At 72.9% G+C, this 22,650-nt stretch carries 15 protein-coding genes; 10 read left to right on the top strand and 5 right to left on the bottom strand.

Annotated features, from left to right (window positions below; translation table 11 throughout):
* Positions 1-186 precede the first annotated feature (186 nt).
* The gene (locus ACFQBR_RS21660; protein ID WP_378554250.1) at positions 187-3,117 is read right to left on the bottom strand and encodes a transglycosylase domain-containing protein; all 2,931 of its coding nucleotides are present in this window, start codon (positions 3,115-3,117) and stop codon (positions 187-189) included.
* An 860-nt stretch (positions 3,118-3,977) separates the two neighbouring features.
* Here ACFQBR_RS21660 and ACFQBR_RS21665 point away from each other — a divergent pair.
* Complete coding sequence (locus tag ACFQBR_RS21665) at positions 3,978-5,048, top strand: inositol-3-phosphate synthase (protein WP_267947335.1); 1,071 nt, start codon at positions 3,978-3,980, stop codon at positions 5,046-5,048.
* Between the two features lie 59 nt (positions 5,049-5,107).
* Positions 5,108-6,403 carry an MFS transporter gene (locus tag ACFQBR_RS21670; RefSeq protein WP_267947336.1) on the top strand — a complete coding sequence of 432 codons (1,296 nt, stop codon included), beginning with the start codon at positions 5,108-5,110 and terminating at the stop codon, positions 6,401-6,403.
* A gap of 136 nt (positions 6,404-6,539) precedes the next feature.
* Here the strand turns inward: ACFQBR_RS21670 and ACFQBR_RS21675 are convergent, their stop codons facing one another.
* Positions 6,540-7,061 (bottom strand): GNAT family N-acetyltransferase, encoded by a 522-nt coding sequence (locus ACFQBR_RS21675; RefSeq protein WP_267947337.1) that lies wholly within the window; start codon positions 7,059-7,061, stop codon positions 6,540-6,542.
* Between the two features lie 281 nt (positions 7,062-7,342).
* Here ACFQBR_RS21675 and ACFQBR_RS21680 point away from each other — a divergent pair, with 281 nt between their 5' ends.
* Positions 7,343-8,068: a class I SAM-dependent methyltransferase gene (locus ACFQBR_RS21680; RefSeq protein ID WP_344179195.1), complete on the top strand. Its 726-nt coding sequence runs from the start codon at positions 7,343-7,345 to the stop codon at positions 8,066-8,068.
* 17 nt (positions 8,069-8,085) lie between these two features.
* Here the strand turns inward: ACFQBR_RS21680 and ACFQBR_RS21685 are convergent, their stop codons facing one another.
* Positions 8,086-9,585, bottom strand: a complete 1,500-nt coding sequence (locus ACFQBR_RS21685; RefSeq protein WP_267947339.1) for a CCA tRNA nucleotidyltransferase — start codon at positions 9,583-9,585, stop codon at positions 8,086-8,088.
* 360 nt (positions 9,586-9,945) lie between these two features.
* On the opposite strand from ACFQBR_RS21685, the gene ACFQBR_RS21690 reads away from it, so the two are divergent.
* From ACFQBR_RS21690 to ACFQBR_RS21715, 6 genes are all read left to right on the top strand, one after another.
* On the top strand, positions 9,946-12,552 hold the full coding sequence (locus ACFQBR_RS21690) for a DUF6049 family protein (protein ID WP_344179209.1): 2,607 nt from the start codon (positions 9,946-9,948) through the stop codon (positions 12,550-12,552).
* A gap of 188 nt (positions 12,553-12,740) precedes the next feature.
* Positions 12,741-14,570: a murein biosynthesis integral membrane protein MurJ gene (gene murJ, locus ACFQBR_RS21695; protein ID WP_267947340.1), complete on the top strand. Its 1,830-nt coding sequence runs from the start codon at positions 12,741-12,743 to the stop codon at positions 14,568-14,570.
* Positions 14,571-14,646: 76 nt separating this feature from the next.
* Positions 14,647-16,512: a murein biosynthesis integral membrane protein MurJ gene (gene murJ, locus ACFQBR_RS21700; RefSeq protein WP_378554254.1), complete on the top strand. Its 1,866-nt coding sequence runs from the start codon at positions 14,647-14,649 to the stop codon at positions 16,510-16,512.
* Positions 16,513-16,791: 279 nt separating this feature from the next.
* Positions 16,792-18,369 carry a protein kinase family protein gene (locus ACFQBR_RS21705; RefSeq protein ID WP_267947341.1) on the top strand — a complete coding sequence of 526 codons (1,578 nt, stop codon included), beginning with the start codon at positions 16,792-16,794 and terminating at the stop codon, positions 18,367-18,369.
* Positions 18,370-18,393: 24 nt separating this feature from the next.
* On the top strand, positions 18,394-19,020 hold the full coding sequence (sigM, locus tag ACFQBR_RS21710) for an RNA polymerase sigma factor SigM (protein ID WP_267947342.1): 627 nt from the start codon (positions 18,394-18,396) through the stop codon (positions 19,018-19,020).
* Positions 19,017-19,880 carry a hypothetical protein gene (locus ACFQBR_RS21715; RefSeq protein WP_378554257.1) on the top strand — a complete coding sequence of 288 codons (864 nt, stop codon included), beginning with the start codon at positions 19,017-19,019 and terminating at the stop codon, positions 19,878-19,880. The genes sigM and ACFQBR_RS21715 overlap by 4 nt, the downstream gene beginning before the upstream one ends.
* Positions 19,881-19,970: 90 nt before the next feature.
* Here the strand turns inward: ACFQBR_RS21715 and ACFQBR_RS21720 are convergent, their stop codons facing one another.
* Both ACFQBR_RS21720 and ACFQBR_RS21725 read right to left on the bottom strand, forming a co-directional pair.
* Positions 19,971-20,690 carry a response regulator transcription factor gene (locus ACFQBR_RS21720; protein ID WP_344179188.1) on the bottom strand — a complete coding sequence of 240 codons (720 nt, stop codon included), beginning with the start codon at positions 20,688-20,690 and terminating at the stop codon, positions 19,971-19,973.
* On the bottom strand, positions 20,687-21,865 hold the full coding sequence (locus tag ACFQBR_RS21725) for a sensor histidine kinase (protein WP_344179186.1): 1,179 nt from the start codon (positions 21,863-21,865) through the stop codon (positions 20,687-20,689). Before ACFQBR_RS21725 ends, ACFQBR_RS21720 begins: the two co-directional genes overlap by 4 nt.
* A 199-nt stretch (positions 21,866-22,064) precedes the next feature.
* Here ACFQBR_RS21725 and ACFQBR_RS21730 point away from each other — a divergent pair, with 199 nt between their 5' ends.
* Positions 22,065-22,499, top strand: a complete 435-nt coding sequence (locus ACFQBR_RS21730) for a hypothetical protein (RefSeq protein ID WP_267947346.1) — start codon at positions 22,065-22,067, stop codon at positions 22,497-22,499.
* The last annotated feature ends 151 nt before the right edge of the window (positions 22,500-22,650 follow it).

The following is a 22,650-nucleotide window of genomic DNA, read 5'->3' on the forward strand; positions in this document are numbered from 1 at the left end:
GCGAGCTGTTCCGCGCCGGGGTCGGCGGGCCTCGCACGGACTCTGAGCCATACAGCCCCCAAGGTTACCAGTCGCCGCGTACCACCGGTGATGGCTGTGGACGGCCGGACACGCGAGGGGGCCGGCACGCGGAACCTCCGCGCACCGGCCCCCTCGGTCAGGCCTCCCGCCGTGGCGGGAGGGGGGTCACTCGTCCCGGCCGAGGACGATCATCCTGTTGTTCTCGTTGGAGCTGCTCCGGGGCCAGCCCAGGCCGCCGTCGTCATCGCTCGCGTCGTCGCCGGGCTCGCCCGGCGTGGTCTGCTCCTCGCACCAGGAGGGCGGGTTCGGACCGGTGCACTCCTCGGGGACATCGGGGTTCCCCTCGTTCTGGCACTCCCAGTCGAACTGGTCGCACTCCGGCGGGGACTCGACGCCCTCGCAGTTGGGGTTCTCCGGGTCGATGTTCGCGGGGTCGCACTCCGGGAAGTCGGAGGGCTCGTCGGAGGGCTCCTCGCTCTCCTCCTCGGTGGGCTCCTCGCTCGGGCTCGGCGTGGGCAGGAAGCTCTGGTCCGCGCCGACGTAGGCGGGGGGCGGGAACTGCTCGACGGGCATGCCCTCCACGGCCGTCGTCATGAACTCCTTCCACACGTTGGCCGAGGTGGTGCCACCGAAGATCTCGTTCTCGGGCTGGCCCTCGAACTCCAGCGAGAGGTTGGCGTCCGCCCGGCTGAGTCCGACCGCCGCGACGAGCTGCGGCGTGTAGCCCACGAACCACGCGGAGACCGCCCCGCTGGAGGTACCGGTCTTGCCGGCGACCGGGCGCCCGTCGGGGAGCGCCGCGTTGCTGCCACCGCCCGCCTCGACCACCTGGGTCATGGCGTAGGTGACGTCGGCGGCGACCTCGGTGGAGACCACCTGGGTGCCCTGCTCGATCTCGTCCGCGTCGTCGGGCGCGACGACCGTGCCGTCGGCCATCCTCAGCTCGGTGACCATGTGCGCCGGCCGGTGGACGCCGCCCGCGGCGAAGGTGGCGTAGGCGGACGCCTGGTCGAGGGCGGTCACCTGGTGGGTGCCGAGCGCGACCAGCGGGCCCTGGGTGGAGGTCGTGATCTGGTCCTCGTCCACCCCGGCCGCGACCGCGGTCTCGTCCACCGTCGCGGCGCCGAGCCGGGACGTCAGCTCCACGAAGGGGGTGTTGACCGAGTCCGCCGTGGCCTGGACGAGGTCGACGGGCCCGTAGCTGGTGCCGCCCGCGTTCTGCACCGGGCTCTGCAGCTCGGGGAAGTTCTGCGGCGAGTCGCCGTCGAACATGCTCCGGAGGCTGATGTCGTTGCTGAGCGCGGTGGCGAGCACGTAGGGCTTGTAGGAGGATCCGGCCTGTGTGCGGTGCTGCAGCGAGTTGTTGACGACCTCGGACACGGCCGGGCCGCCGTGGAAGGCGAGGATCTCGCCCGTGGCGGGGTCGACCGCCGTGAGGCCCTTCATGGTGTCGTCGGGGGTGCCGGGGAGGACGTCGAAGGCGCCGGTCGCGGCGTCCATGAGCGCGGGGTCGAGGGAGGTCTCGACGACCAGGCCCTGGGTGGCGATCGTCGCGTCGGTGATGCCCGAGCCCGCGTAGCGCTCGGTGATCTCCTGGATGACCGCGTTGCGCACGTAGCCGAACTTGGGGTCGACGTCGGCCTCGGCGGTGGGGTCGTAGGGGATCCGCTCGGGGATCTCCAGTGCCTCGGCCTCCTCGCGCGGCAGGCCGCGGCCGCTGCCCTCCTCGTGCATGAGGGCGAGCTGCTCCTGGATGTAGGGCCAGCGCTCCTCGTTGAGGTACGTCGTGGTCCAGTCGCCCATCTCGTTGGCCTCGAAGTTGCTGGGCATCTGGATGATGACGCCCAGGAAGGCGCCCTCCTCCGAGTTCAGCTCCGACACGCTCTTGTCGAAGTAGGCCTGGGAGGCCATCTCGATGCCCGAGGCGCCGCGGCCGAAGTAGATCGTGTTGAGGTAGGCCTCGAGGATCTCCTCGTGCTCCATCTGCTGGCCGAGCTTGATGGCGATGAAGATCTCGCGGATCTTGCGGACGATGCGGTCGTCCTGCTCGAGGTCGCTGTAGTAGTTGCGGGCCATCTGCTGGGTGATGGTGGAGCCGCCGCCGGCCTCGCCGCGGGAGAGGATGGCTCGCCCGATGCCGCTGATGCTGATGCCGGGGTCCTGGAAGAAGGTGCGCTGCTCGGCGGCGAGCACGCCGTCGATCACCTCGGGCGGGATGTCCTCGTAGTTGACCTCGACGCGCCGGACCTCGCCCGTGGTGACCGCGACCTCGGGGTTCTCGTCCCCCTGGGGCGCCCACATGATCTGGGTGGCCGACATCGTGTTCTCGGCCTTGGTCTCGAGCTCGTCCCTGTCGGGGGCCTGGGCGTACAGGACCGCGAAGGCGCCCACGCCGCCGATGACCATCAGGCCGAAGGCCGCGAGCGCGGGCTTCCACGCCTTGGCGAAGAACCGCTTGTACCAGGGGCGGTCGTCCGGCTCCTCGTCGCGGGACCGGCGGCGCCCGCCGCCGCCCCCCCTGCCGCCCGAGCCCGCGGCGGCCCGGGTGCCCCGGCCCGCGGCGCGGCGGCCCTCCGAGCGCGAGCCGTGCTCGCGGTCCCGGTCGCGGGGGTCGCGCGGGCCGTTGCCCGCCCTGCGGCGTCCGCCGGAGCGGGCCTCGTTCTCGGGGGGGCGGCGGCGCTGCCCCTCGGGGCGTCCGCCGCGCTCGCCCTCGGGGCGGCGCCGGGGGCGGTCGCCGTCCTCCGGCCTGCGGGGCCGCTCGCCCTCGGGACGGCGGCGGGGGCGGTCGCCGTCCTCGGGGCGCCTGCGCTGGCCCTCGGGCCGGCGGGGGCGTTCGCCCTCGGCTCTGCGGCGGCCGCCCTGGCCCTCGGAGCGCGCCTCGTTCTCGGGGGGGCGCGGACGGCGCGGGCGCTCGGCCCCGCCGTCGCCCCGGCGGGCGCCGCCGCCGGAGCCCGATCGACGCCGGCCTCCGGACTGCTGGTCACCCGGCGGCGGGCCGTCGGCCCTGCGCCTTCCGCCCTCGCCCCGTGGACCGTCGCCCGGGCCATCGGCCCGGCGACGGCCGCCGTCGGCATTCCGTCGTCGTTCGGTACTCACGTGGTCCTCGATTGCCTCTCACGGCCGGTCGGCCTGACGATTCCTTGGTGGAAACGGGGGGACGGTCCCCCTGGGGGATCGGTGATCCGCGACCTGTTCCTCGGGCGACCTGGGCGAATCGGCCCCGCGGGGCCGCGTCCGCCTCCTCACCGGTCGTTCAAGGCTTGATAAAAGGGACGCACAGAGGCGGTTCGGGGTTTTCAACAGGTCGCGAAGACGTTAGCCGCTTCATCCTCCTGATCGTTGGCCTGCGGGAGCGCTGCCCGCCCGTCGGTGCTCTGTGCCGACGGGACGTCACCGCGGCGGGGGCTCCGTCCGGGGGCTCTACCGGCTACGCACGCAAATCAAAGGTCACGTTAGAGCGATGGAACGGTATAGCACAACCCACGCGCGAGGGTATCGCGCGCCATGGGACACCTGGCCATGTTGTGTCCGAAACCGCCCGTCGCGCCTGTTCAGGGCGCGGGAACCGAACGCCGGCAGGCTCAGGGACCGTGTCCGCGCCCCGCTCGGGGACCTCGTTCGCGCAGGTCGGGGGCAGTGTGTGAGATTTTGCCCCCAGTGTCTCCGGATATCCGCTGGACGGAGGGGGTCCGGGCGCCGCCGGGCGGCCGTGTCGGCGGTGCGCCATGCGGTCCCCCGATCGGGCGGAGATAGAGTCATAGCTGAACAAAACAGCCATACATGCATGTTCTCTCCCCGGCGGTCGACAGCCGCCCACGGGGGAACAGAAACGCCGTGTTCGCTGCTGACCACATACGGAAGACGAACGCAGGACGACGAACCCGACCGCCTCCGGCGCGGGGCCGTCGCCGTGCGCTGTGGAATCCATGTTCGCGGAGAAGAAGGAGCAAGGACCAATGGGTTCGGTACGTGTAGCCGTCGTGGGCGTCGGCAACTGTGCGGCATCGCTCGTGCAGGGCGTTCACTACTACAAGGACGCCAACCCCGAGTCCCGGGTGCCCGGCCTCATGCATGTGCAGTTCGGGCCGTACCACGTGAGTGACATCGAGTTCGTCGCCGCCTTCGACGTGGACGCCAAGAAGGTGGGGCACGACCTGGCCGACGCCATCACGGCCAGCGAGAACAACACCATCAAGATCTGCGACGTGCCGCCGACCGGCGTCACCGTCATGCGCGGCCCCACCTACGACGGCCTCGGCAAGTACTACCGCGAGATCATCCAGGAGTCCCCCGAGGACGCCGTCGACGTGGTCGCGGCCCTCAAGGCCGCCAAGGCCGACGTCCTCGTCTCCTACCTCCCCGTGGGTTCCGACGAGGCCGGGAAGTTCTACGCCCAGTGCGCGATCGACGCGGGCGTCGCCTTCGTCAACGCCCTCCCGGTGTTCATCGCCTCCGACCCCGAGTGGGCCGACAAGTTCACCCGGGCCGGCGTCCCGATCATCGGCGACGACATCAAGTCGCAGATCGGCGCGACCATCACCCACCGGGTGCTGTCCAAGCTGTTCGAGGACCGGGGCGTGATCGTCGACCGCACCTACCAGCTGAACTTCGGCGGCAACATGGACTTCAAGAACATGTTGGAGCGTGAGCGCCTGGAGTCCAAGAAGATCTCCAAGACGCAGTCCGTCACCTCGCAGATCCCCCACGAGCTCAAGGCCGGCTCCGTGCACATCGGCCCGTCGGACCACGTGCCGTGGCTCGACGACCGCAAGTGGGCGTACATCCGCCTGGAGGGGCGCGCGTTCGGCGACGTCCCCCTCAACCTGGAGTACAAGCTGGAGGTCTGGGACTCCCCCAACTCCGCGGGCATCATCATCGACGCCGTCCGCGCCGCGAAGATCGCCAAGGACCGCGGGATCGGCGGCCCGATCCTGGAGCCCTCCTCCTACTTCATGAAGTCCCCGCCCGTCCAGTACAGCGACGCCGAGGCCCACGACAAGGTCGAGAGCTTCATCGCGGGCGAGTAGCCACCGGTGTGGGGCGGCTGCCCGGGGCCCCGGCCCCGGGCACGCCCTACCCTGGTCCGGTGTCCTTCTTCGGTGATCTGCGCGCGGTCCTGCGGGGCCCGCGGTTCCGCCGCCTCTTCGGTACCCGGCTGGTCTCGCAGTTCTCCGACGGGATCTACCAGGCCGGGCTGGCCGGCTTCGTCTTCTTCAACCCCGAGCAGCACACGAGCGCGGGCGCCGTCGCGGCGGCCTTCGCCGTCCTGCTCCTGCCGTTCTCGGTGGTGGCGCCGTTCGCCGGGGTCCTCATCGACCGGTGGCCCCGCCGCCAGGTCCTCCTCCTGTCCTCCCTGGCCAAGGCCGCGCTCGCGGCCGTGAGCGCCCTCCTGGTGTCCGGGGGCGAGGGGCCGGCCTTCTTCGTCGCGGCGCTCCTGGTGCTGAGCGTCAACCGCTTCTTCCTGTCCGGCCTCTCCGCCGGCCTGCCCTACGTCGTGCCCCGCGAGAAGCTGATGATGGCCAACGCCGTCACGCCGACCTGCGGCACCGCGGCCAGCTCCCTCGGGACCGGAGCGGGCCTGGCCGTCGGCCTCGTCGGCGGCGGGGCAGCGCTCGGGACGGGGCTGATCCTCCTCGTCGCCGCGCTCGGCTTCGCCGGCGCGGCCCTCGTCTCCCTCACCCTGGGCCGCCGGGAGCTGGGGCCGCACCTGGAGCGCGAACCCGCCGAGGTCGCGGACGCCGTCCGCAGCGTGGCGCGGGGCATGGCGTCCGGGGTACGGCACATCTGGGAGCGCCCCGCCCCGAGGGACGCCCTCGCCACCATCGGCGTCCACCGGGTCCTGTTCGGCGTCTCGACCCTGCTGACGCTGCTCCTGTACAACAACGCGTTCGCCGACGGCGGCGTGGCCGGGCTCGCCGGCTTCTCGGTGTCGGCCGGGCTCCTGGCGGCGGGGTTCTTCCTGGGCGCCGTGGCGACTCCCTGGGCGACGGCCCGAATGGCGGCCGGGAGCTGGATCGCCCTCCAGCTGGCGGTGGCGGCCGCGGCCCTGGTGGTGTTCGGCCTGCCGTTCTCCGCCGCGCTGTTCCCCGTGGCCGCGTTCGTGCTCGGCTTCGTCTCCCAGGGGGTCAAGGTCACCGTCGACACCCTGGTCCAGCGACATGTCGACGACGCGTTCCGGGGCCGGGTGTTCTCGGTGTACGACGTGCTCTTCAACGCGACGTTCGTCCTGGGCGCGGCCCTGGCCGCCGCACTGGTCCCGCCCTCGGGGATCAGCGTGCCGGTGGTCGCGGGCATGGCGACCGCCTACACGGCGGCGGCCGCCGCCTGGGTGGTGCGCGGCTTCCGCGTCCCGGGGCCGGAGGCCGTGCGGGAGGCGGCGTAGGGCGTGTTCCGCGGACCGTTCCGGGTCCGCGGGCGCCGGGCCCGCCGAGAGCGTCCGCGGACCACGCCCCGGCGTTCCGGCGACATGTCGACAGGAGGACCTGTCGACGTGCCGACCCGGCGCGACCGGCTCCCCGTCAGCCGTGCTCCGTGGTCTCCTCGTAGACGCGGAGGCCGCGGGCCAGGTAGTTGGCCAGCGCGTGCTCCCCGTCGAGGGAGCAGGTGTGCAGCCACACCCGCCGGGTCGGGTCCCGGTCCGGCCAGCGCCCGGCCAGGTCCCAGGCGCGTTCGAGGGCCAGCGTGAGCATGTGCCCGCCCATCCCCCTGCCGAGGAAGCCGGGCACGAGTCCGAGGTAGGCGATCTCCACCGCCCCGTCGGGCTGGGCGTCCAGCTCCGCGTAGCCCGCGGGGGTGTCCTCCTCGTACAGGACCCAGGTCTCGCGCCCCGGGTGGTCGACCCACGCCCGCCACTGCTCGGCCGAGAGGCCGAGCCCGTCGGCCGCCTCCCAGTCGCCGCCGACCTCACCGCCGTGCATGAACCGGCTCAGCACGGGGCTGGGGATCTCGGCCCGGGAGAACGTCACGTCCGCCCCGGGCTCCCGCGCGGGACGCAGGTCGGCGGGGTCGGTGGACTCCAGGTACCAGGTGGTGATGGTCACCGCGCCAGTCTCCCCCGCTGCCGCCCGGCACGACAAGGACGGGGATCACTCCCCGGCCGGTCCGCCTCCGGGACCGCCGTGTCCGCCGGACCGCACACGTGTCGACGTGGCGACATGGCGACGAGTCGACGGATCGACGGGTCGGCACGGCCCCCCGGCCCGGCCGGGGAGGACGGCGCCCCGGCCGGCCCGGCCGCACACCGCCCGATCCTTCCGTGACGGCGGAGTCACGTGTTGTAGTGTCCCGGAAAAGACTTGTCGACACACAGGGATGGTGCGCCATGGGCGGCGAGCTGGGCCCCGGGAACCCCTCCGGCGCCTTCGGGGCGCGCGGGGTGACCAAGCGGATCGGGGCGGTGTCCCGGCAGCTGCCCGTCCGCGGCGACCGGTTGCTGGACGTGGGGTGCGGGGACGGCACGTACACCGTCGAACTCGCCCAGGGCTACGTGCGCGTGGACGCCATCGACGTCGAGCCCGGCCGCCTCGACGCGTTCGCCGCCAGGATCGCGGGCACCGGGTTCGAGGACCGGATCGGCCTCCACAAGATGTCCGCCGACTCGCTGGCCTTCGACGCCCACACCTTCGACCGGGTCACGGCGTTCGAGGTGGTCGAGCACATCGAGGACGTGGAGGGCAGCCTCGCGGAGATCCACCGCGTCCTCAAGCCCGGCGGGGCGCTCTCCCTCACCACGCCCAACCGGTGGTTCCCGTTCGAGACCCACGGGGTGCTGTGGGGGCGCAGGCGCAGGTCCGCCCTGACGGCGCCGTTCCTGCCCTGGGTCCGGCCGCTCCACGAGCGCATGTCGGACGCGCGCTCCTTCACCACCCAGGAGATGGGCCGGCTGCTGCGCGCGGTCGGGCTGAGCATGCGCGCCGTCGACTACGTGATGCCGCCGTTCGACCGCCGGACCCGCGGGCTCCAGTCCCTGTCCGACGGCCTGGAGGGCACCCCTCTGCGGGTGTTCGGCATGGCGATGGCCGTGACCGCGGTGAAGCCGCACCGCTGATCCCCGCGGAACACTCCCTAGAGGTGTTCCGCCGCCCAGGCGCGCAGCTCCGCCGCCGCCTCCTCCTTGCCCATCGGCCCGTTCTCCAGGCGCAGCTCCAGCATGAAGCGGTACGCCTTGCCGACCACGGGCCCCGGCGAGAGGCCCAGGACCTCCTGGATCTCGTTTCCGTCGAGGTCGGGGCGGATACGGTCCAGCTCCTCCTGCTCGGCCAGCTTCCCGATGCGCCGCTCGATGTCATCGTAGGCCTTCGACAGCGCCGCCGCCTTGCGGCGGTTGCGGGTGGTGCAGTCGGCCCGGGTGAGGATGTGCAGCCGCTCCAGCTGGGATCCCGCGTCGCGGGCGTAGCGGCGCACCGCGGAGTCCGTCCACTCGCCCTTGCCGTAGCCGTGGAAGCGCAGGTGCAGCCCGACCAGCGTGGACACGTCGGAGACGACGTCCTTGGGGAAGCGCAGGGCGGTGAGCCGCTTGCGGCTCATCGACGCCCCCACCACCTCGTGGTGGTGGAAGGTGACCCGGCCCCCTCCCTCGAACTCGCGCGTCTTGGGCTTGCCGACGTCGTGCAGCAGCGCGGCCAGGCGCAGCACCAGGTCGGGCTCGTGGCCACGGGAACGCTCCAGGTCGAGGGCCTGGTCGAGGACGGTGAGCGAGTGCTCGTACACGTCCTTGTGCCGGTGGTGCTCGTCGATCTCCAGGCGGAGCCCGGGGATCTCCGGGAGCACGTACTCGGCGATGCCCAGGTCCACCATCAGCTCGATGCCGCGGCGCGGGTCGGGGCTGACCATGAGCTTGGTCAGCTCGTCCCGGACCCGCTCGGCGGAGACGATGGACAGGCGGTCGGCCATGCCGCGGGCCGCCTCGGCGACCTCCGGCGCGAGCGTGAAGCCGAGCTGCGCGGCGAAGCGCACCGCGCGCATGATGCGCAGCGGGTCGTCGCTGAAGGAGTCCTCCGGGCGGCCCGGTGTGCGCAGCACGCCCGCCTCGAGGTCGGCGAGCCCGCCGAAGGGGTCCACGAACTCCAGTTCCGGCAGGCGCACGGCCATCGCGTTGACGGTGAAGTCGCGCCGGAACAGGTCGTCGTGGATGTCCGTGCCGTAGGCCACGTCGGGTTTGCGGGACTTGGGCGAGTAGGACTCGCTGCGGTAGGTCGTGATCTCCAGCTGGTGACCCCCCTTGCGCAGGCCCACCGTGCCGAACTCGATGCCGACCGTCCACACGGAGTCGGCCCAGCCGTCCACCAGCTCCAGGATGCGCGAGGGGACCGCGTCGGTGGTCAGGTCGACGTCGTTGGAGCGCCTGCCGAGGAGCGCGTCGCGGACCGGGCCGCCGACGAGGGCGAGCTGCTGTCCGTGCGACGCGAAACGGGCGCCGAGCTCGTCCGATACCGGCTGCACGGCCTCCGCCAGCGCGGTGATCGCCGCGCGCCGGGTACCGTTCAGCGACCCCGGTCCCGGGACCGCCCCGGCCTCCGGCCGCTGGTCGGCGTCGTTCTCACTCGAAAACTCTGTGTTCGGCACACCACGCAGATTAGGCGGCCGTCGGTCCAAACTGCGAATCGTCCCGCGGCCCCCGGCCGGGCCGGGTCGTCCACAGGTCGGCCCCGGCTCTGGTGGAGCGCACCCGTTTGATGAAAGAGTGGCCCCTCCGCCGAGCACCACGCGGTGGTCCTCCCCCGACCCGACGGACAGCGAAGACGGTATCTTCGGGTGGAGTGGTAGGACCGCGGTCATCTCGCGCCCACCCGACCCGCGTACGCCGTGTGCGCCGTGCGGGCACCCCGAGCGTCTCCGCCCCTTCACCGTGTTCCCCGGCGGGACGGCCACCTGGACCCGAATCAGGAAACCGGTCAAGCGTTGCGTCGAATTGCCTCCGCGACGGTGGTCATGGCCATGACCACCGCGCTGCTCCCGATACCGGCCGCGCACTCACCCGCGCTGGCGGACCCCGAGGACGACGGCTCCGTCGAGCCGCTCGTCGTCGAGCGCATCACACCGGACGCGGTCCGCGAGGACAGCACCCTGCGGATCGCGGGCGAGGTGACCAACACCACCGCGGACAGCGTGCGCGACGTGACGGTCCGGGTCAGGTACTCCCGGCACCCGTTCACCAACCGCGACGAGCTGGACGAGTTCGCCTCGGGGGACGGCTGGCAGCCCAACGCTCCCGGCCCGGACGAGGAGGTCGCCTCCGCACTGCCGCCCGAGGCCTCCGAGGAGTACTCGCTGAGCGTCCCGGTCGAGGACCTGGACCTCTCGTCCTACGGCGTGTACCCGCTCGTGGTCGAGGCGGTCGACGGGGACGGCGGTGTCATCGGCTCCCAGTACACGTTCCTCCCCTACACGGGCTCCGGAGGGGACGACGTGCCCTCCGTCGACATCGCGTGGGTGTGGCCGCTGATGGACCGGCCCCAGCGGGCCGACGACGACACCTTCCTCAGCGGCGAGCTGCACGAATCGGTCCGCGCCGAGGGCAGGCTGGGCCGCCTCCTCTCGTCCGGTGCGCAGGTCCCCCTGGACTTCGCGGCCGGCGAGGAGGACCTGGTCGAGCTGCTCGGCCTCGGGGAGGAGCCCGAGGAGCCGCCGTCGGAGGAGGACGAGGCCACCGCGGAGGAGACCGCCGACTCCGTCCCCAGCGAGGAGGCCGCCGAGGACGGCGGGGAGGGCGACGAGGAGGACCCCGGCGCCGAGGGCGACGGAGGCGGGGAGGATCCCGGCGCCGAGGAGGAGCCCCGCCCCGAACGCACCGAGGGCGTGCCGGTCACCTGGGCGGTGGACCCCGGCACCCTCGACGACATCCACCGGATGGCCGCGGAGGACCACGAGGTCCTGGAGGACCTCCTCGCCGTGCCGGCGGAGGCCGACCCGGTCAGGCACGGGGCCGGCCCCGACGAGGCGGCCCAGGTGTGGCTGCGCGAGGCGCGCGCGGTGCTCGCCCGCGACACGGTCGTGGCGTCCCCCTACGCCGGCGCCGACCTGGGGGCCCTGCTGCGCAACGACATGGGGGACGACGCCGCCGCCTCGCTCCGGATCGGGCAGGAGGCGGTCCTGCGCGCCCTGTCGTTCGAGGCGGACGGCGCCTTCGCGATGCCGCCCGGCGGGTTGATGGACGACCCCGTCTACGAGTTGTACGCCGCCCAGGGCGCCACCCGCTTCCTGCTGGGCGAGGGCGCCATGCCGCCCGCGTCCTGGATGTCCACGACCCCGACCGCGCAGGCCCCGCTGGCCGCTCCCGAGGAGGAGCCCGTCGAGGAGCCGTTCGCTCTGGTGGCCGACTCCGGGCTCACCGACGTGCTGTCCATGCCGTCGTGGGAGCCCGGCGAGTCCGCGCTCGCGCTCCAGCGGTTCGCCGCCGAGACCGCGATGATCGCGGGCGAGAACGCGGGCGGCGACCGCGTGGTCGTCGCCTCGCCGAACCCGGGCTGGGACCCCAGCCCGGAGTTCGCCGACGGCGTGCTGGCCGCCTCCGACGGCCTCCCGTGGCTGTCGCCGGAGAAGCTGGACGAGATCGAGCCGGCCGACGCGGACGAGCGCGAGGACACCCGGCGCAACCTGGACTACCCGGACAGCGCCTCCGAGGACGAGCTCAGCCCCACCTATATGGGACTGGTCGAGGACGTCAACAACGACGTGCGCCTGTTCAACAGCGTCCTGGTGGACGACGTCGACCCGTTCCGCCCCGCGCTCCTGCGCCTGGAGTCCGTGTACTGGCGGGAGGAGGAGGCCCTCGCGGGTGCGACCCGGTCCCTCGTCCTGGACTCCGTGCAGGACCGTATGGGCGACGTGCGCGTCATCCCCGGCGAGCCGGTCACCCTGGCGAGCCAGACGGGCACCACCGGTGTCCTGGTGGCCAACGACCTGGAGGACCAGGCCGTCATCGTGCGCCTGTCGGTGTTCTCCGAGAACTCCGAGCGGTTGAGCATCGGCTCGTACACGGACTTCTTCGAGATCGACCCCGGCGCCAAGACCACCGTGTACGTCCCCTTGTCGGCCCGGGTCAACGGCCGCACCGAGCTGACCGTGAGCCTGCACAACTCCGCGGGCGAGCCGATCAGCACGCAGGACACCGTGATCCCGGTGAACGCCACCGGCCTGGGCACCCAGGCGCTGCTCATCAGCGGTATCGGCCTGCTGATCCTGGTCGCCGCGCTGGCGCCCCGCGCCCTGCGCAAGTGGGCGCGCAAGCAGGCGTCCCGCTCCGACTCCGAGGCCGCCGGGGCCGCCGGGGCCGGGGGACCGGACGGCGCCGCGACCGGCACCGCCGCGGATCCCGCGGATCCCGCGGCTCCCGGGGACACCGGGGGCGGCTCCGGGGACCCCGCGGGCTCCGTCCCTCCCGGGGCGGTCGCCACGCCCGGGGAGACCGGGGAGACCGGGGAGACCGCGTCCTCCACCGGGCCCGGGGAGGACACCGAGGCCACCGGGGCAGGATCTCCGGAGGCCGGGGAGGACGCCCAGGAACGGGACAAGGACGGCTCCGGGAAGTGACCCCGGCGCCCCGACGGACCGATGGGTGACACGACTCCTTACCGACAGGACGTCATGTCGACACACCCGCACATCTCCATGTCGGCACACGCGGCGCCGAGCCGCGTGTCCGGCCCGGCCGGACAGGCGCCGGACCACGGCGCCGCGGACGGACCCTTCCAGTCGGACGAAAGGAACCCTGATCCACGGTGGTCACCGACTCTCCGAACGGCGGCGGGAAACACCGCCGTTCCCCCCAGCCCGAAGGCCCCCTCCCGGGTGAGAGCACTCTCCGTCCCAGCGGCGGCCCCATGCCCTCCTTCGAGGAGGGCGAACTGCCCGAGCCCGGCGCCGTCCCCGCCGGGGACGCCGCTTCCGGCTCCGGGGCGGACGGCGCGGGGGCGGGTTCCGGATCGGACTCCGGCGGGATGATGCGCTCCAGCATGATCATGGCCGTGGGCACCATGGCCTCCCGGCTCACCGGGTTCGCCCGCACCATCGTGCTCGGCGCCGCCATCGGCACCCACCTCCTCGGTGACGCCTACCACACGGCCCACACGATCCCCTTCATCCTCAACGACCTGCTCATCGGCGGGCTGATGGCCAGCGTCATCATCCCGTTCCTGGTCAAGCGCAGGAAGAACGACGCGGACGGCGGCAAGGCGACCGAGGACCGCCTGTTCACCACCACGGTGCTGGCCCTGTTCCTCCTGACCGCCGCCGCGATCCTGGCGGCCGAGTTCCTCATCTGGATGTACGGGTCCCGGTTCACACCGGTCCAGTTCGAGGCGTCCGTCTACCTGGCGAGGTTCCTGCTCGCGCAGATCTTCTTCGTCGGCCTGAGCGGCCTGCTGAGCGCCATGCTCAACACGCGGGGCAAGTTCGGCGCCGCCGTGTGGGCGCCGGTCCTCAACAACGTCGTCATCATGTCCGTGGCCGCCGTGTTCCTGTGGGTCGCGGGCCCCGGCCGCACCCCCGAGACCGTCACCGACGGCCAGCTCACGCTGCTCGGCGCGGGCACGGCGGGCGGCATGCTGCTCCAGGCGGTCGTGCTGTTCGTCGCCCTCTCCCGGACCGGCTACCGCTGGCGCCCCCGCCTGGACCTGCGCGGCTCCGGCCTCGGCGACGCGCTCCGCACCGCCGGGTGGATGATGCTCTACACCCTGCTCACGCAGGCCGGCCTGTGGATCACCACCAACATCGCCAACGCCGCGAACGTGTCGAGCATCGAGCAGGGCCTCGACGTCGGCGCGGGCATCAGCGCCTACAACCTGGCGTACCAGCTCTTCCAGCTGCCGTACGCGATCATCGCGGTCTCCCTCATCACCGTGCTGCTCCCCCGGATGAGCGCCCACGCCGACGACCGGAACTGGGACGCGGTCCGCGGGGACTTCTCCAGGACCCTGCGGGTCTCCGCGTTCGTCCTGGTGCCGACCGCGTTCGCGGTGGCGATGTTCGCGGAGCCGCTGTCCGTCCTGGCCTTCGCGCGCGGGTCCATCTCGGTCGGCGACGCCTCCAGCATCGGCCAGATCCTCGCCGTCATGTCGCTGGGCCTGGTGCCGTTCACCGTCTTCCAGCTCATGCTGCGGGTGTTCTTCGCCATGGGCGACACCCGGACGCCCGCGATGATCGGGGCGGCCAACCTCGCCGTGCACAGCGGCCTGGCCCTCGTCTCCTACCTGCTGCTCCCGCCGAACCTGGTGGTCGTGGGTGTGGCCTCGGGCTTCATGGTCTCGTTCCTGTCCGGTCTGACCATCGCCGGGCTGGTCCTGAGCCGGCGCATCGGCGGACTTGACGGAAAGCACATCATTGGCACAATGTTGCGCCTGCACCTGGCCGTCGTCCCGAGCATCGCGGCGGGCCTCGGTGTGCTCTGGTTCTTCGACGCCTACGTCGGCCCCGGCCTGGCCTCCTACATCGGCGCCCCCGTCACCGGGTGCGTCGTCGGCGCACTGCTCTTCCTCGGGTTCGCGCGACTGCTGCGCGTGCCGGAACTGAGCGCGGCGGTGGAACTGGTCCGCGGCCGCATGCGTCGTTGATGCCGTAGCGCCCCGGCTCTGATCCCGCCGAAGGTCTCCCCCGAAGCGCCCCGACCGAGATAAGGACGTCCCGACGGTGCCCAGCGATCACCCCAGAGAGCAGGACCCCGCACCGAGCGGGGCGTCCGCCGAGGCCAGGACGCGCCATCGCCGCCCCGTGGTGATGCCGGAGGACGTGCTCGACACGTACGAGCGCGACGAGCCGGAGGGCGTGCCCGAGACCGGGCTGCGGACGGTCCGCGATCCGAGCGACATCGGTGACGTGGGCACCGCCGACCGCCTGGAGGACGGCGACGAGATCGGCGGCAGCGCCCACACCGCCCCCGGCAACATCGCCAGGTCCAGCGCGGTCATGGCGCTGGGCACCATCGTCTCCCGCGTGACGGGGTTCGTCCGGACCATCCTCCTGGCGGCGGCGATCGGCACCCAGCTGCTGGGCGACGCCTACCAGACCGCGGGCATGGTCCCGTACATGATCTACGACCTGCTCATCGGCGGGTTGCTGGCCAGCGTGTTCGTGCCGTTCCTGGTCAAGCGGCGCAAACTCGACCAGGACGGCGGGGACAGGACCGAGCAGCGCCTGGTCACCCTCATGCTGCTGGCGCTGTTCGTGATCACGGTCCTGTCGGTCCTGGTGGCGGAGTGGTTCATCAGGATCTACGCGGGCGAGTTCACGGGGGCGCAGTACGAGGTCTCGGTCGTCATGGCCCGGTACCTGGTGACGCAGATCTTCTTCATCGGGGCGAGCGGCCTGGCGAGCGCGATGCTCAACGCGCGCAACCGGTTCGGCGCCCCGATGTGGGCGCCGGTGCTCAACAACGTCGTCATCATCGGCATCCTCCTGTGGTTCATGGCGGTCGCCGGTCCGGGGCGCACCCCGGAGACCGTCACCCCCGGCGAGCTGATGCTGCTGGGCCTGGGCACGGCCATGGGGCAGGTGCTCCAGGCGGCGGTCCTGGTGTGGGCGCTGGCCGCGGCGGGCTTCCGCTGGCGGCCGCGCCTGGACCTGCGCGGCTCGGGTCTGGGCGAGGCGGCCGGCGCCGCCTCGTGGATGATGCTCTACATCGTGGTCGCGCAGCTGGGCGCGCTCGTCTCCACCAACGTGGCCACGCGCGCGGGGACGCGCGCCGCGGAGCTGGGCTTCGACTCCGGGGCGGGCATCACCGCGTACAAGTTCGCGTCGATGCTGTTCCAACTGCCGTACGCGATCATCGCGGTCTCGGTGATCACCGCCCTGCTGCCGCGGATGAGCGAGCACGTGGCGGCGGGGCGCAAGGACCAGGTCCGCAGCGACTTCTCGCGCGGGTTCCGGCTCTCCTCCGTGCTGATCGTGCCGATCTCGGTCGCGATGATCGTGTTCGCGATCCCGTTCTGCGTGATGATCTACGCGCAGGGCAGCACGACGGCGTCCGACGCCGCGGCGATCGGGCGCATCCTGATGGTCTTCTGCGTGATGCTGATCCCGTTCACGCTGTTCCAGCTCCAGATGCGCGTGTTCTACGCGCTGGGCGACACCCGGACCCCCGCCCTGGTGTCGATCCCCTCCGAGGCCGCCCACGCGGTGACGGCGATCGCCCTGCTGTTCGTGGTCGAGCCCCAGCACGTGGTGGTCTGGCTGCCCGTGCCGTACGGTCTCTACTACATCGTCGGCTCGGTCGTCATGTGGTACCTGCTCCACCGGAAGCTCAACGGCATGGACGGCCGCCGCACCGCGGCGACGCTGTTCAAGCTGCACGTGGCCACGGTCCCCGCCGCGGTCTTCGGGGTGGCGATGATCTACGCCTTCCGGGGTCTGCCGGGTGATCTGTGGCCGGGTCTGGCGGCGATGCTGGCCGGGGGCGTCGTCGGTGCCGTACTGTTCGTGGTTACCGCGAAGTTCCTGAATGTGACCGAAGTCACATCCTTCCTCGATTTGCTCAGAACACGGCTGCGACGCCGCTGATCACCAGGAATGGATGACGTTGGGTAGCCGAGCACCGATACGCCCCGGAAGGTGAATGAGTATCCGATGTCCTCCGAAGATGCTGTTCAGGCGTCCTAGCATGGACACGCATCGCTTTACCGCTACAGCAATGTTCATCCGAGCTGCCCGAAGGGAGGCTGGGGACAGCAGGCAGGGCCGATAACCCCCTCGCGCACACCCCGCACCGCTCCGGTCCCCAGGGACCCGTTGCGGGAGGAGCGCGCGGAGCTCACGGCACTGGCGTCCGTCACTCCCAACATGAGCACCTTCCTGATCGAACCCGGGGCGAAGCTGGCCAACCGGTACCGCCTCGACCAAGTGGTGAGTGAGACCGGCGGGGCCACCCGCTGGAAGGCCACCGACGAGACCCTCGCGCGACCCGTCGCGGTGTGGACCTTCACCGAGGGCTTCCCCCGCACGTCCGAGGTCGTGCGCGCCGCCAGGGCCACGAGCCGCATCCCCGACGCCCGCGTCACCCAGGTCTTCGACGCCGACGACACGACCCCCGTCCCCTACGTCGTCGAGGAGTGGGTCATCGGCTCCTCCCTCGCCGACCTCCTCGCCCAGGGCCCCATGGAGCCCGAGCGCGCCGCGGGCCTGGTCGCCGAGGCCGCCGAGGCCATCGCCGCCGCGCACGCCGGCGGGCTCCACCATCTGTGCCTGACCCCGAGCAAGCTCATGTGGAGCAGCGGCGGGGCCGTCAAGGTGACCGGCATCGGCGTCGACGCCGCGCTGCTGGGCGCCGTCGTGGCCGACCCCGCCGCGGTCGACGCCCAGGGCCTGGGCAACCTGCTGTACGCGGCGCTCACCGGGCACTGGCCCGGCGGGCCGCAGAGCGGCCTTCCCGGAGCCCCCCAGGGCCCCGCGGGCCCCTACCCGCCCGGACAGATCCGCCAGGGCGTCACCGAGCCCCTCAACACCATCACCACGCGCGCGGCGCTGCCCCAGCTCGCGGGCCAGATGGTGCCCGGCCCGCCCATCACCTCGCCCGCGGACTTCTGCGCCGCCATGGCCGAGGTCCCCCGGCTCATCCCGCTCCCCGTCTCCCCCGTGGAGTCCGCGCCCCCCGAGCCCGGGACCTCGCGGCGCACGGGCGAGCTCGACACCACCGGCTCCGGCCCCCGCCGGAGCGCCCGGAGCGGCGGCTCCGCCCGCGGCGCCACCGCGGCGCGCAGCGCCTCCGCCCCCCGTGCGGAGCGCCCCGCCCCCTCCCGCATGGACCAGCGCGCGGCCCGCTCCCAGGCCTCGCCCAAGAGGATCCTCGTCGGCGTCGTCGCGGTCGTGCTGTTCGCCGCCGTGGTCGTGGGCGCCTGGAGCCTCGGTTCCAGCCTCCAGCCCGGCGACGACCCCGCCACCCCCAGCGCGGGCTCCGCCGAGGACCCGGCGGACGACGCCGCGGACGCGTCCCCCCTGGAGATCGTCGGCTCGCGCGGCCTCAACCCGCACGGCGACACCGACGAGCACAGCGCCAACGCGCCCCTGGCCTGGGACGGCGACCCCTCGACCGCCTGGAACACCCAGGGCTACAGGGACCCGCTGGACATGATCAAGCCCGGTGTCGGCCTCCAGCTCGAACTCGGCGCGAGCCACGAGATCCACGCGGTGGACCTCGACATGGCCGGCGACGGGTACGAGTTCGAGATCCGGGTCGGCGACGCGAACGGGAACTCCGAGAACGACTACGAGGTGGTCGGCAGCGGCAGCGGGTCCTCCCAGGAGGTCGTCCTCGACGAGCCCGCCACCGGTCAGTACGTCCTGGTCTGGTTCACGGCCCTGCCCCAGAACGGGGGGGACTACCGTGGGAGCGTCAACGAGGTAGAGGTACGCGGAACCTAGTAGTGGGATATGTGATCAGCGCTGATGGACGCGGTCCACGAGCTTCCTGACCGGGAGCTGTTGACGAGGCACGCTCAGGGTGACGAACAGGCGTTCGGGGTACTGGTTCGCCGCCACCGTGAGCGCCTCTGGGCTGTCGCAGTGCGGATGATGGGAGACCCCGAGGAGGCGTCGGACGCCCTCCAGGACGCTTTCCTTTCGGCGTTCCGCGCCGCCGAGCGGTTCCGCGGGGAGTCCCAGGTGACCACCTGGCTGCACCGGATCGTGGTCAACGCCTGCCACGACCGGCTGCGCCGGCGCAAGGTGCGGCCCGCCACCCCCACCGAGGACGCCACCCTGGACGTGGTCGCCAACGAGCGGCTGGGCCGCGCCGGAGGCGCCCCGGACCACGCCTCGCAGACCGAGGCCCGCCTCGACGTGCACGCCGCCCTGGACCTGCTGCCGCTGGACCAGCGGATGGCGCTGACCCTCGTGGACATGCTCGGCTACCGGGTGGAGGAGGCGGCCCAGATCCTCGACGTGGCGACCGGCACGGTCAAGAGCCGGTGTGCCCGGGGTCGCGCCAAACTTCTTCCGTCACTGGCCCATCTGAGGAACCCCCGGGATCCGCGAGACGTCACATCTGGGAGAGGAGGTGCCAACCCATCGTGACGTCCCATCCAGACGTGGAGGCACTCGCCTTCTTCGCCGAGGAGCTCCTGGAGCCCGGCGAGGAACGTACCGTCGCATCCCACATCGAGACCTGCGCGACCTGCGCGACCACCCTGGAGGAGCTCACGGGGGTCACGGAGGCGCTGGCCGCCGCACCCGCTCCCGAGCTGCCCCGGGACGTCGCCGACCTCCTCGACCGGCGTGTCGCCGAGGCGGCGCGCGAGCGGGCGGAGAACGGCGGCGCGGTGGAGCCCGCCGCCGCACCCGCCGCCTCCGGCCCGCCCGCCGGGGTGACACCGATCTCGCGCCGCCGCCGCGGTTTCGGCGGCGCCGGCCTGCCCCGGCTGATGATGGTGGCCGCCGCCGCGGCGGTCGTCGCCGGCGGAGGCGCGGCCCTGTTCAACGGCCTGGCCCCGCAGGAGGAGGCCGGCGTCGCCGCGCCCCTCCTGCAGGACGGGCAGGAGGAGGCCGTGCCGGACACCGCCCAGGCCTACACGCCCCAGGTGGTGCGGAGCGGCACCGTCTACACCGGCGCCGGCCTGGCGGAGCAGGCAGCCCGGACCCTCGACCTCTCCCCCGTGGGGGCCCCGCAGGAGGACGGCGCCGAGCCCCTGGCCGCGGAGGAGAGCCCCCCGCCCGGGGTGGTGGAGTGCGCGGGGCGTCTCGGCGAGGCGCTCGACACCCGTTTCAGCCTGGTCGACGACGCCCACTACGGCGACGGGACGACCCCGGCGTGGGCCATGTTCGCCCTCGACGGCGACGAGTACGACGTGTACGTGGTCGATCCGCTCTGCGCGCAGGGCGGGGACACCGAGGACAGCGTGATCACCCAGGAGCGCGTGCCCGAGCCCGGCCCCTGAGCGGGCCCGGCGGCCTCCGGGCCCGTACACAGGACGCGGAGGGGGCGGACGGGACCGCGAAGGTCGACATGTCGACCCGCCCGCGCCCCGTCACCCGCCCGGACTGACCAGGCCCGTCTCGTAGGCGATGACCACGAGGCCCACCCTGTCCCTGGCGCCGAGCTTGGACAGGACGCGGCCCACGTGCGTGCGGGCCGTGGCGGGGCTCAGGTGGAGCTCCGCGCCGATCTCCTGGTTGGACAGCCCGCGCCCGACCAGGGCCAGCACGTCGCGCTCCCGAGCGGTCAGCACGTCCAGGCGGCGGGCCGCCTCCGGGGGGACCGAGGTGTCGGCCACCCTCTCGATCACCCTGCGCGTGACCGCGGGGGACAGCAGCGCCTCCCCCGCGGCGACGGTCCGCACCGCCGAGCGCAGCTCGCCGGGCTCCGCGTCCTTGAGGAGGAACCCCGAGGCGCCCAGCCGCAGCGCCGTGAACACGTTGTCGTCCTCCCCGAACGTGGTGAGGACCACCACCCGGGGGCCGCCGGACGCGGCATCCGCGCCGGCCTCCCCCGCACGCTCCGGCCCCGGGGCCCGTGTCGACCTGTCGCCCTGTCGACGCCCCAGCTCGCGCAGGACCGCGAGGCCGTCCACCGCGGGCATCTGGAGGTCGAGCAGGACCACGTCGGGACGGTACCTGCCGATGTCGGCGAGGGCCTCCCGGCCGTTCCCCGACTCCGCCACCACCTCGATCCCCCCGTCGCGCTCCAGGAGCGCGCGCACACCCGTGCGGACGAGCGGCTGGTCGTCCACCAGCAGGACCCGGATCACCGGTCCCCTCCGAGCGGCAGCCGCGCGTGCACCGCGAACCCTCCACCGGGGCCGGGCCCCGCCTCCACCGAGCCCCCTACCAGGCGTACGCGTTCGCGCATGCCCGCGAGCCCGCTCCCGGGGGCGACCGCGGGCCCTTCGCCCGCGCCGCCGCCCGCGGTGGACCGGCCTTGTCGTCCGTCGTCGGTCACCCGCACCTCCAGGACACCGTCCCTCCTCGTGAAGACCACCCGGGCCCGGACGGCCCGGGCGTGCCGGAGCGTGTTGGTCAACGCCTCCTGCACGATCCTGTAGGCGGTCGCGTCCACCATCCCCGGTATCTCTCCGGTCCCGGGCCTCCCCTCCACCTCGACCGCCACACCTGCCGCCCGGACCGAGTCCGCGAGTTCGTCCAGGTGCGCGAGCGAGGAGGTCCGTTCGCCGCCCGGATCGGCGTCGCGCAGGGCGCGCACGGTGGAGCGCAGCTCACTCAGGCCCGCGCGGGACGCCTGGGTGACGTGCGCGAGCTCAGCACGCGCCGCCTCCGCGTCCGCGGGGTCGTCCTCCAGCGCCTCGGCCGCCACCGCCGCGTGCAGGGACACCACCGAAAGATGGTGCCCCACCGCGTCGTGCAGGTCGCGCGCGATCCGCGTACGCTCGAGCGCCAACCGCTCGGCCGCCTCGGACTCGCGCGCCTGCGCGTCCAGGAGGGCGGCCCTCTCCCGCTGGTGGTCGGCCTGGCGCCGCTGCCACTGCGCGTTGCCCAGGGCGATGGCCGCGCCCATGATCGCCGCCGTGGAGGGCAGCTCGTACCCCAGGAGGTAGGCGGGGTCCTGGCCCTCGCCCAGCCGGGCGAACGTGGAGACCGCCACCAGCGCCGCCGCCGTGCCCGCCGACCACGCCGTCCGGCCGGCCTCCGCCGCGGAGTACAGGGCCGCGGCGGCGGGGACCGCCAGGCCGATGGTCGGCAGGTCGATCACGTAGTTGGCGACGATGAGCACCGCCGTCGCCAGGAGCACCCCCACCGGCCACCGCCGCCGCGCCGGCATGAGGCCGCCGAGCACCGCGGCCATCGCGTAGCCGAGGGCGAGGTTCCCCCTGTTGCTGACGTCGGATCCGACCGCGATCGCCACCACGGCGAAGACGGCGAACCCGAACAGCGCGTCGACGACGACGTCCTGGCGGTCGCTGGGCATGCGGTGATTCTACGGACCGGTTCCCCGGCGGGCACGGGACCGGGGACGCTCGCCGCTACGCGCCGCGACGTACACCGACCGGTCGGGACCGCGTACCGGGACGCGGTCCGCGCCGGACGCGCGAGGGGGCCCGCGGTCCCTACCGTCGGGGCTGTCCGTCCCCGGCGCGCCGAGCGCGCCACGACCCAGCGAGGCGCCCGTGAACCAGCCGCAGCCCCCGTCCGCCGGACCGTTCTCCGGTGTCCCGTGGTCGCTCGTCCTGGGCCTCGGAGCCCTGGCGCTGCTCCGGCCCCTGCTGGGCGTCACGGGCGTCGCGGAGGCGATCGACTGGAGACCGTACCTCCCGCTGGGGATGACCGTCGTGATCACGGTCGCGTGGGTGGCAGCGGTCGTGGTCGCCCGTGTCCCCCGGCCGCTCCTCACCCTCGTGTACGCGGGCCTGGCCCACGCCGTGTTCTCGACCGTGCTGGTCGCCGTGCTCTCACCGATCACGCCGGGCGGGCCCCGGGGTCCGCTCGACGATCCGCTCGCGCTCGTCTCCTCCCTCGCCGCGAACGCCCTGTGGGGGCTCCTGGCGGGGGCGGTCGCCGTGGCGGTCCGGGCGGCGCTGGAGGACCACCGGCGGGGCCCCTGAGCGGCGGACCCGGGCCACGGACCCCCGCGACGCATACCCCGCCCCCGTAAGCTGGGCGGATGTCCCGGGGGGAATGCCCTGCACCTACCATCGGTTGTGCTAACCATCTTCCCCTGAGGTCACGACGCGTGGCCAGGGCAGCGACTGTGTG

The organism is Nocardiopsis tropica (genome assembly GCF_042660575.1).
In the GTDB taxonomy this organism is placed as follows: domain Bacteria; phylum Actinomycetota; class Actinomycetes; order Streptosporangiales; family Streptosporangiaceae; genus Nocardiopsis; species Nocardiopsis tropica.

Excerpts from the sequence above, each read along its gene's own strand:
- ACFQBR_RS21665 (WP_267947335.1), top strand. The coding sequence starts at position 3,978 with ATGGGTTCGGTACGTGTAGCCGTCGTGGGCGTCGGCAACTGTGCGGCA.
- ACFQBR_RS21680 (WP_344179195.1), top strand. The coding sequence starts at position 7,343 with ATGGGCGGCGAGCTGGGCCCCGGGAACCCCTCCGGCGCCTTCGGGGCG.
- ACFQBR_RS21705 (WP_267947341.1), top strand. The coding sequence starts at position 16,792 with ATGAGCACCTTCCTGATCGAACCCGGGGCGAAGCTGGCCAACCGGTAC.
- sigM (WP_267947342.1), top strand. The coding sequence starts at position 18,394 with ATGGACGCGGTCCACGAGCTTCCTGACCGGGAGCTGTTGACGAGGCAC.
- ACFQBR_RS21725 (WP_344179186.1), bottom strand. The coding sequence starts at position 21,865 with ATGCCCAGCGACCGCCAGGACGTCGTCGTCGACGCGCTGTTCGGGTTC.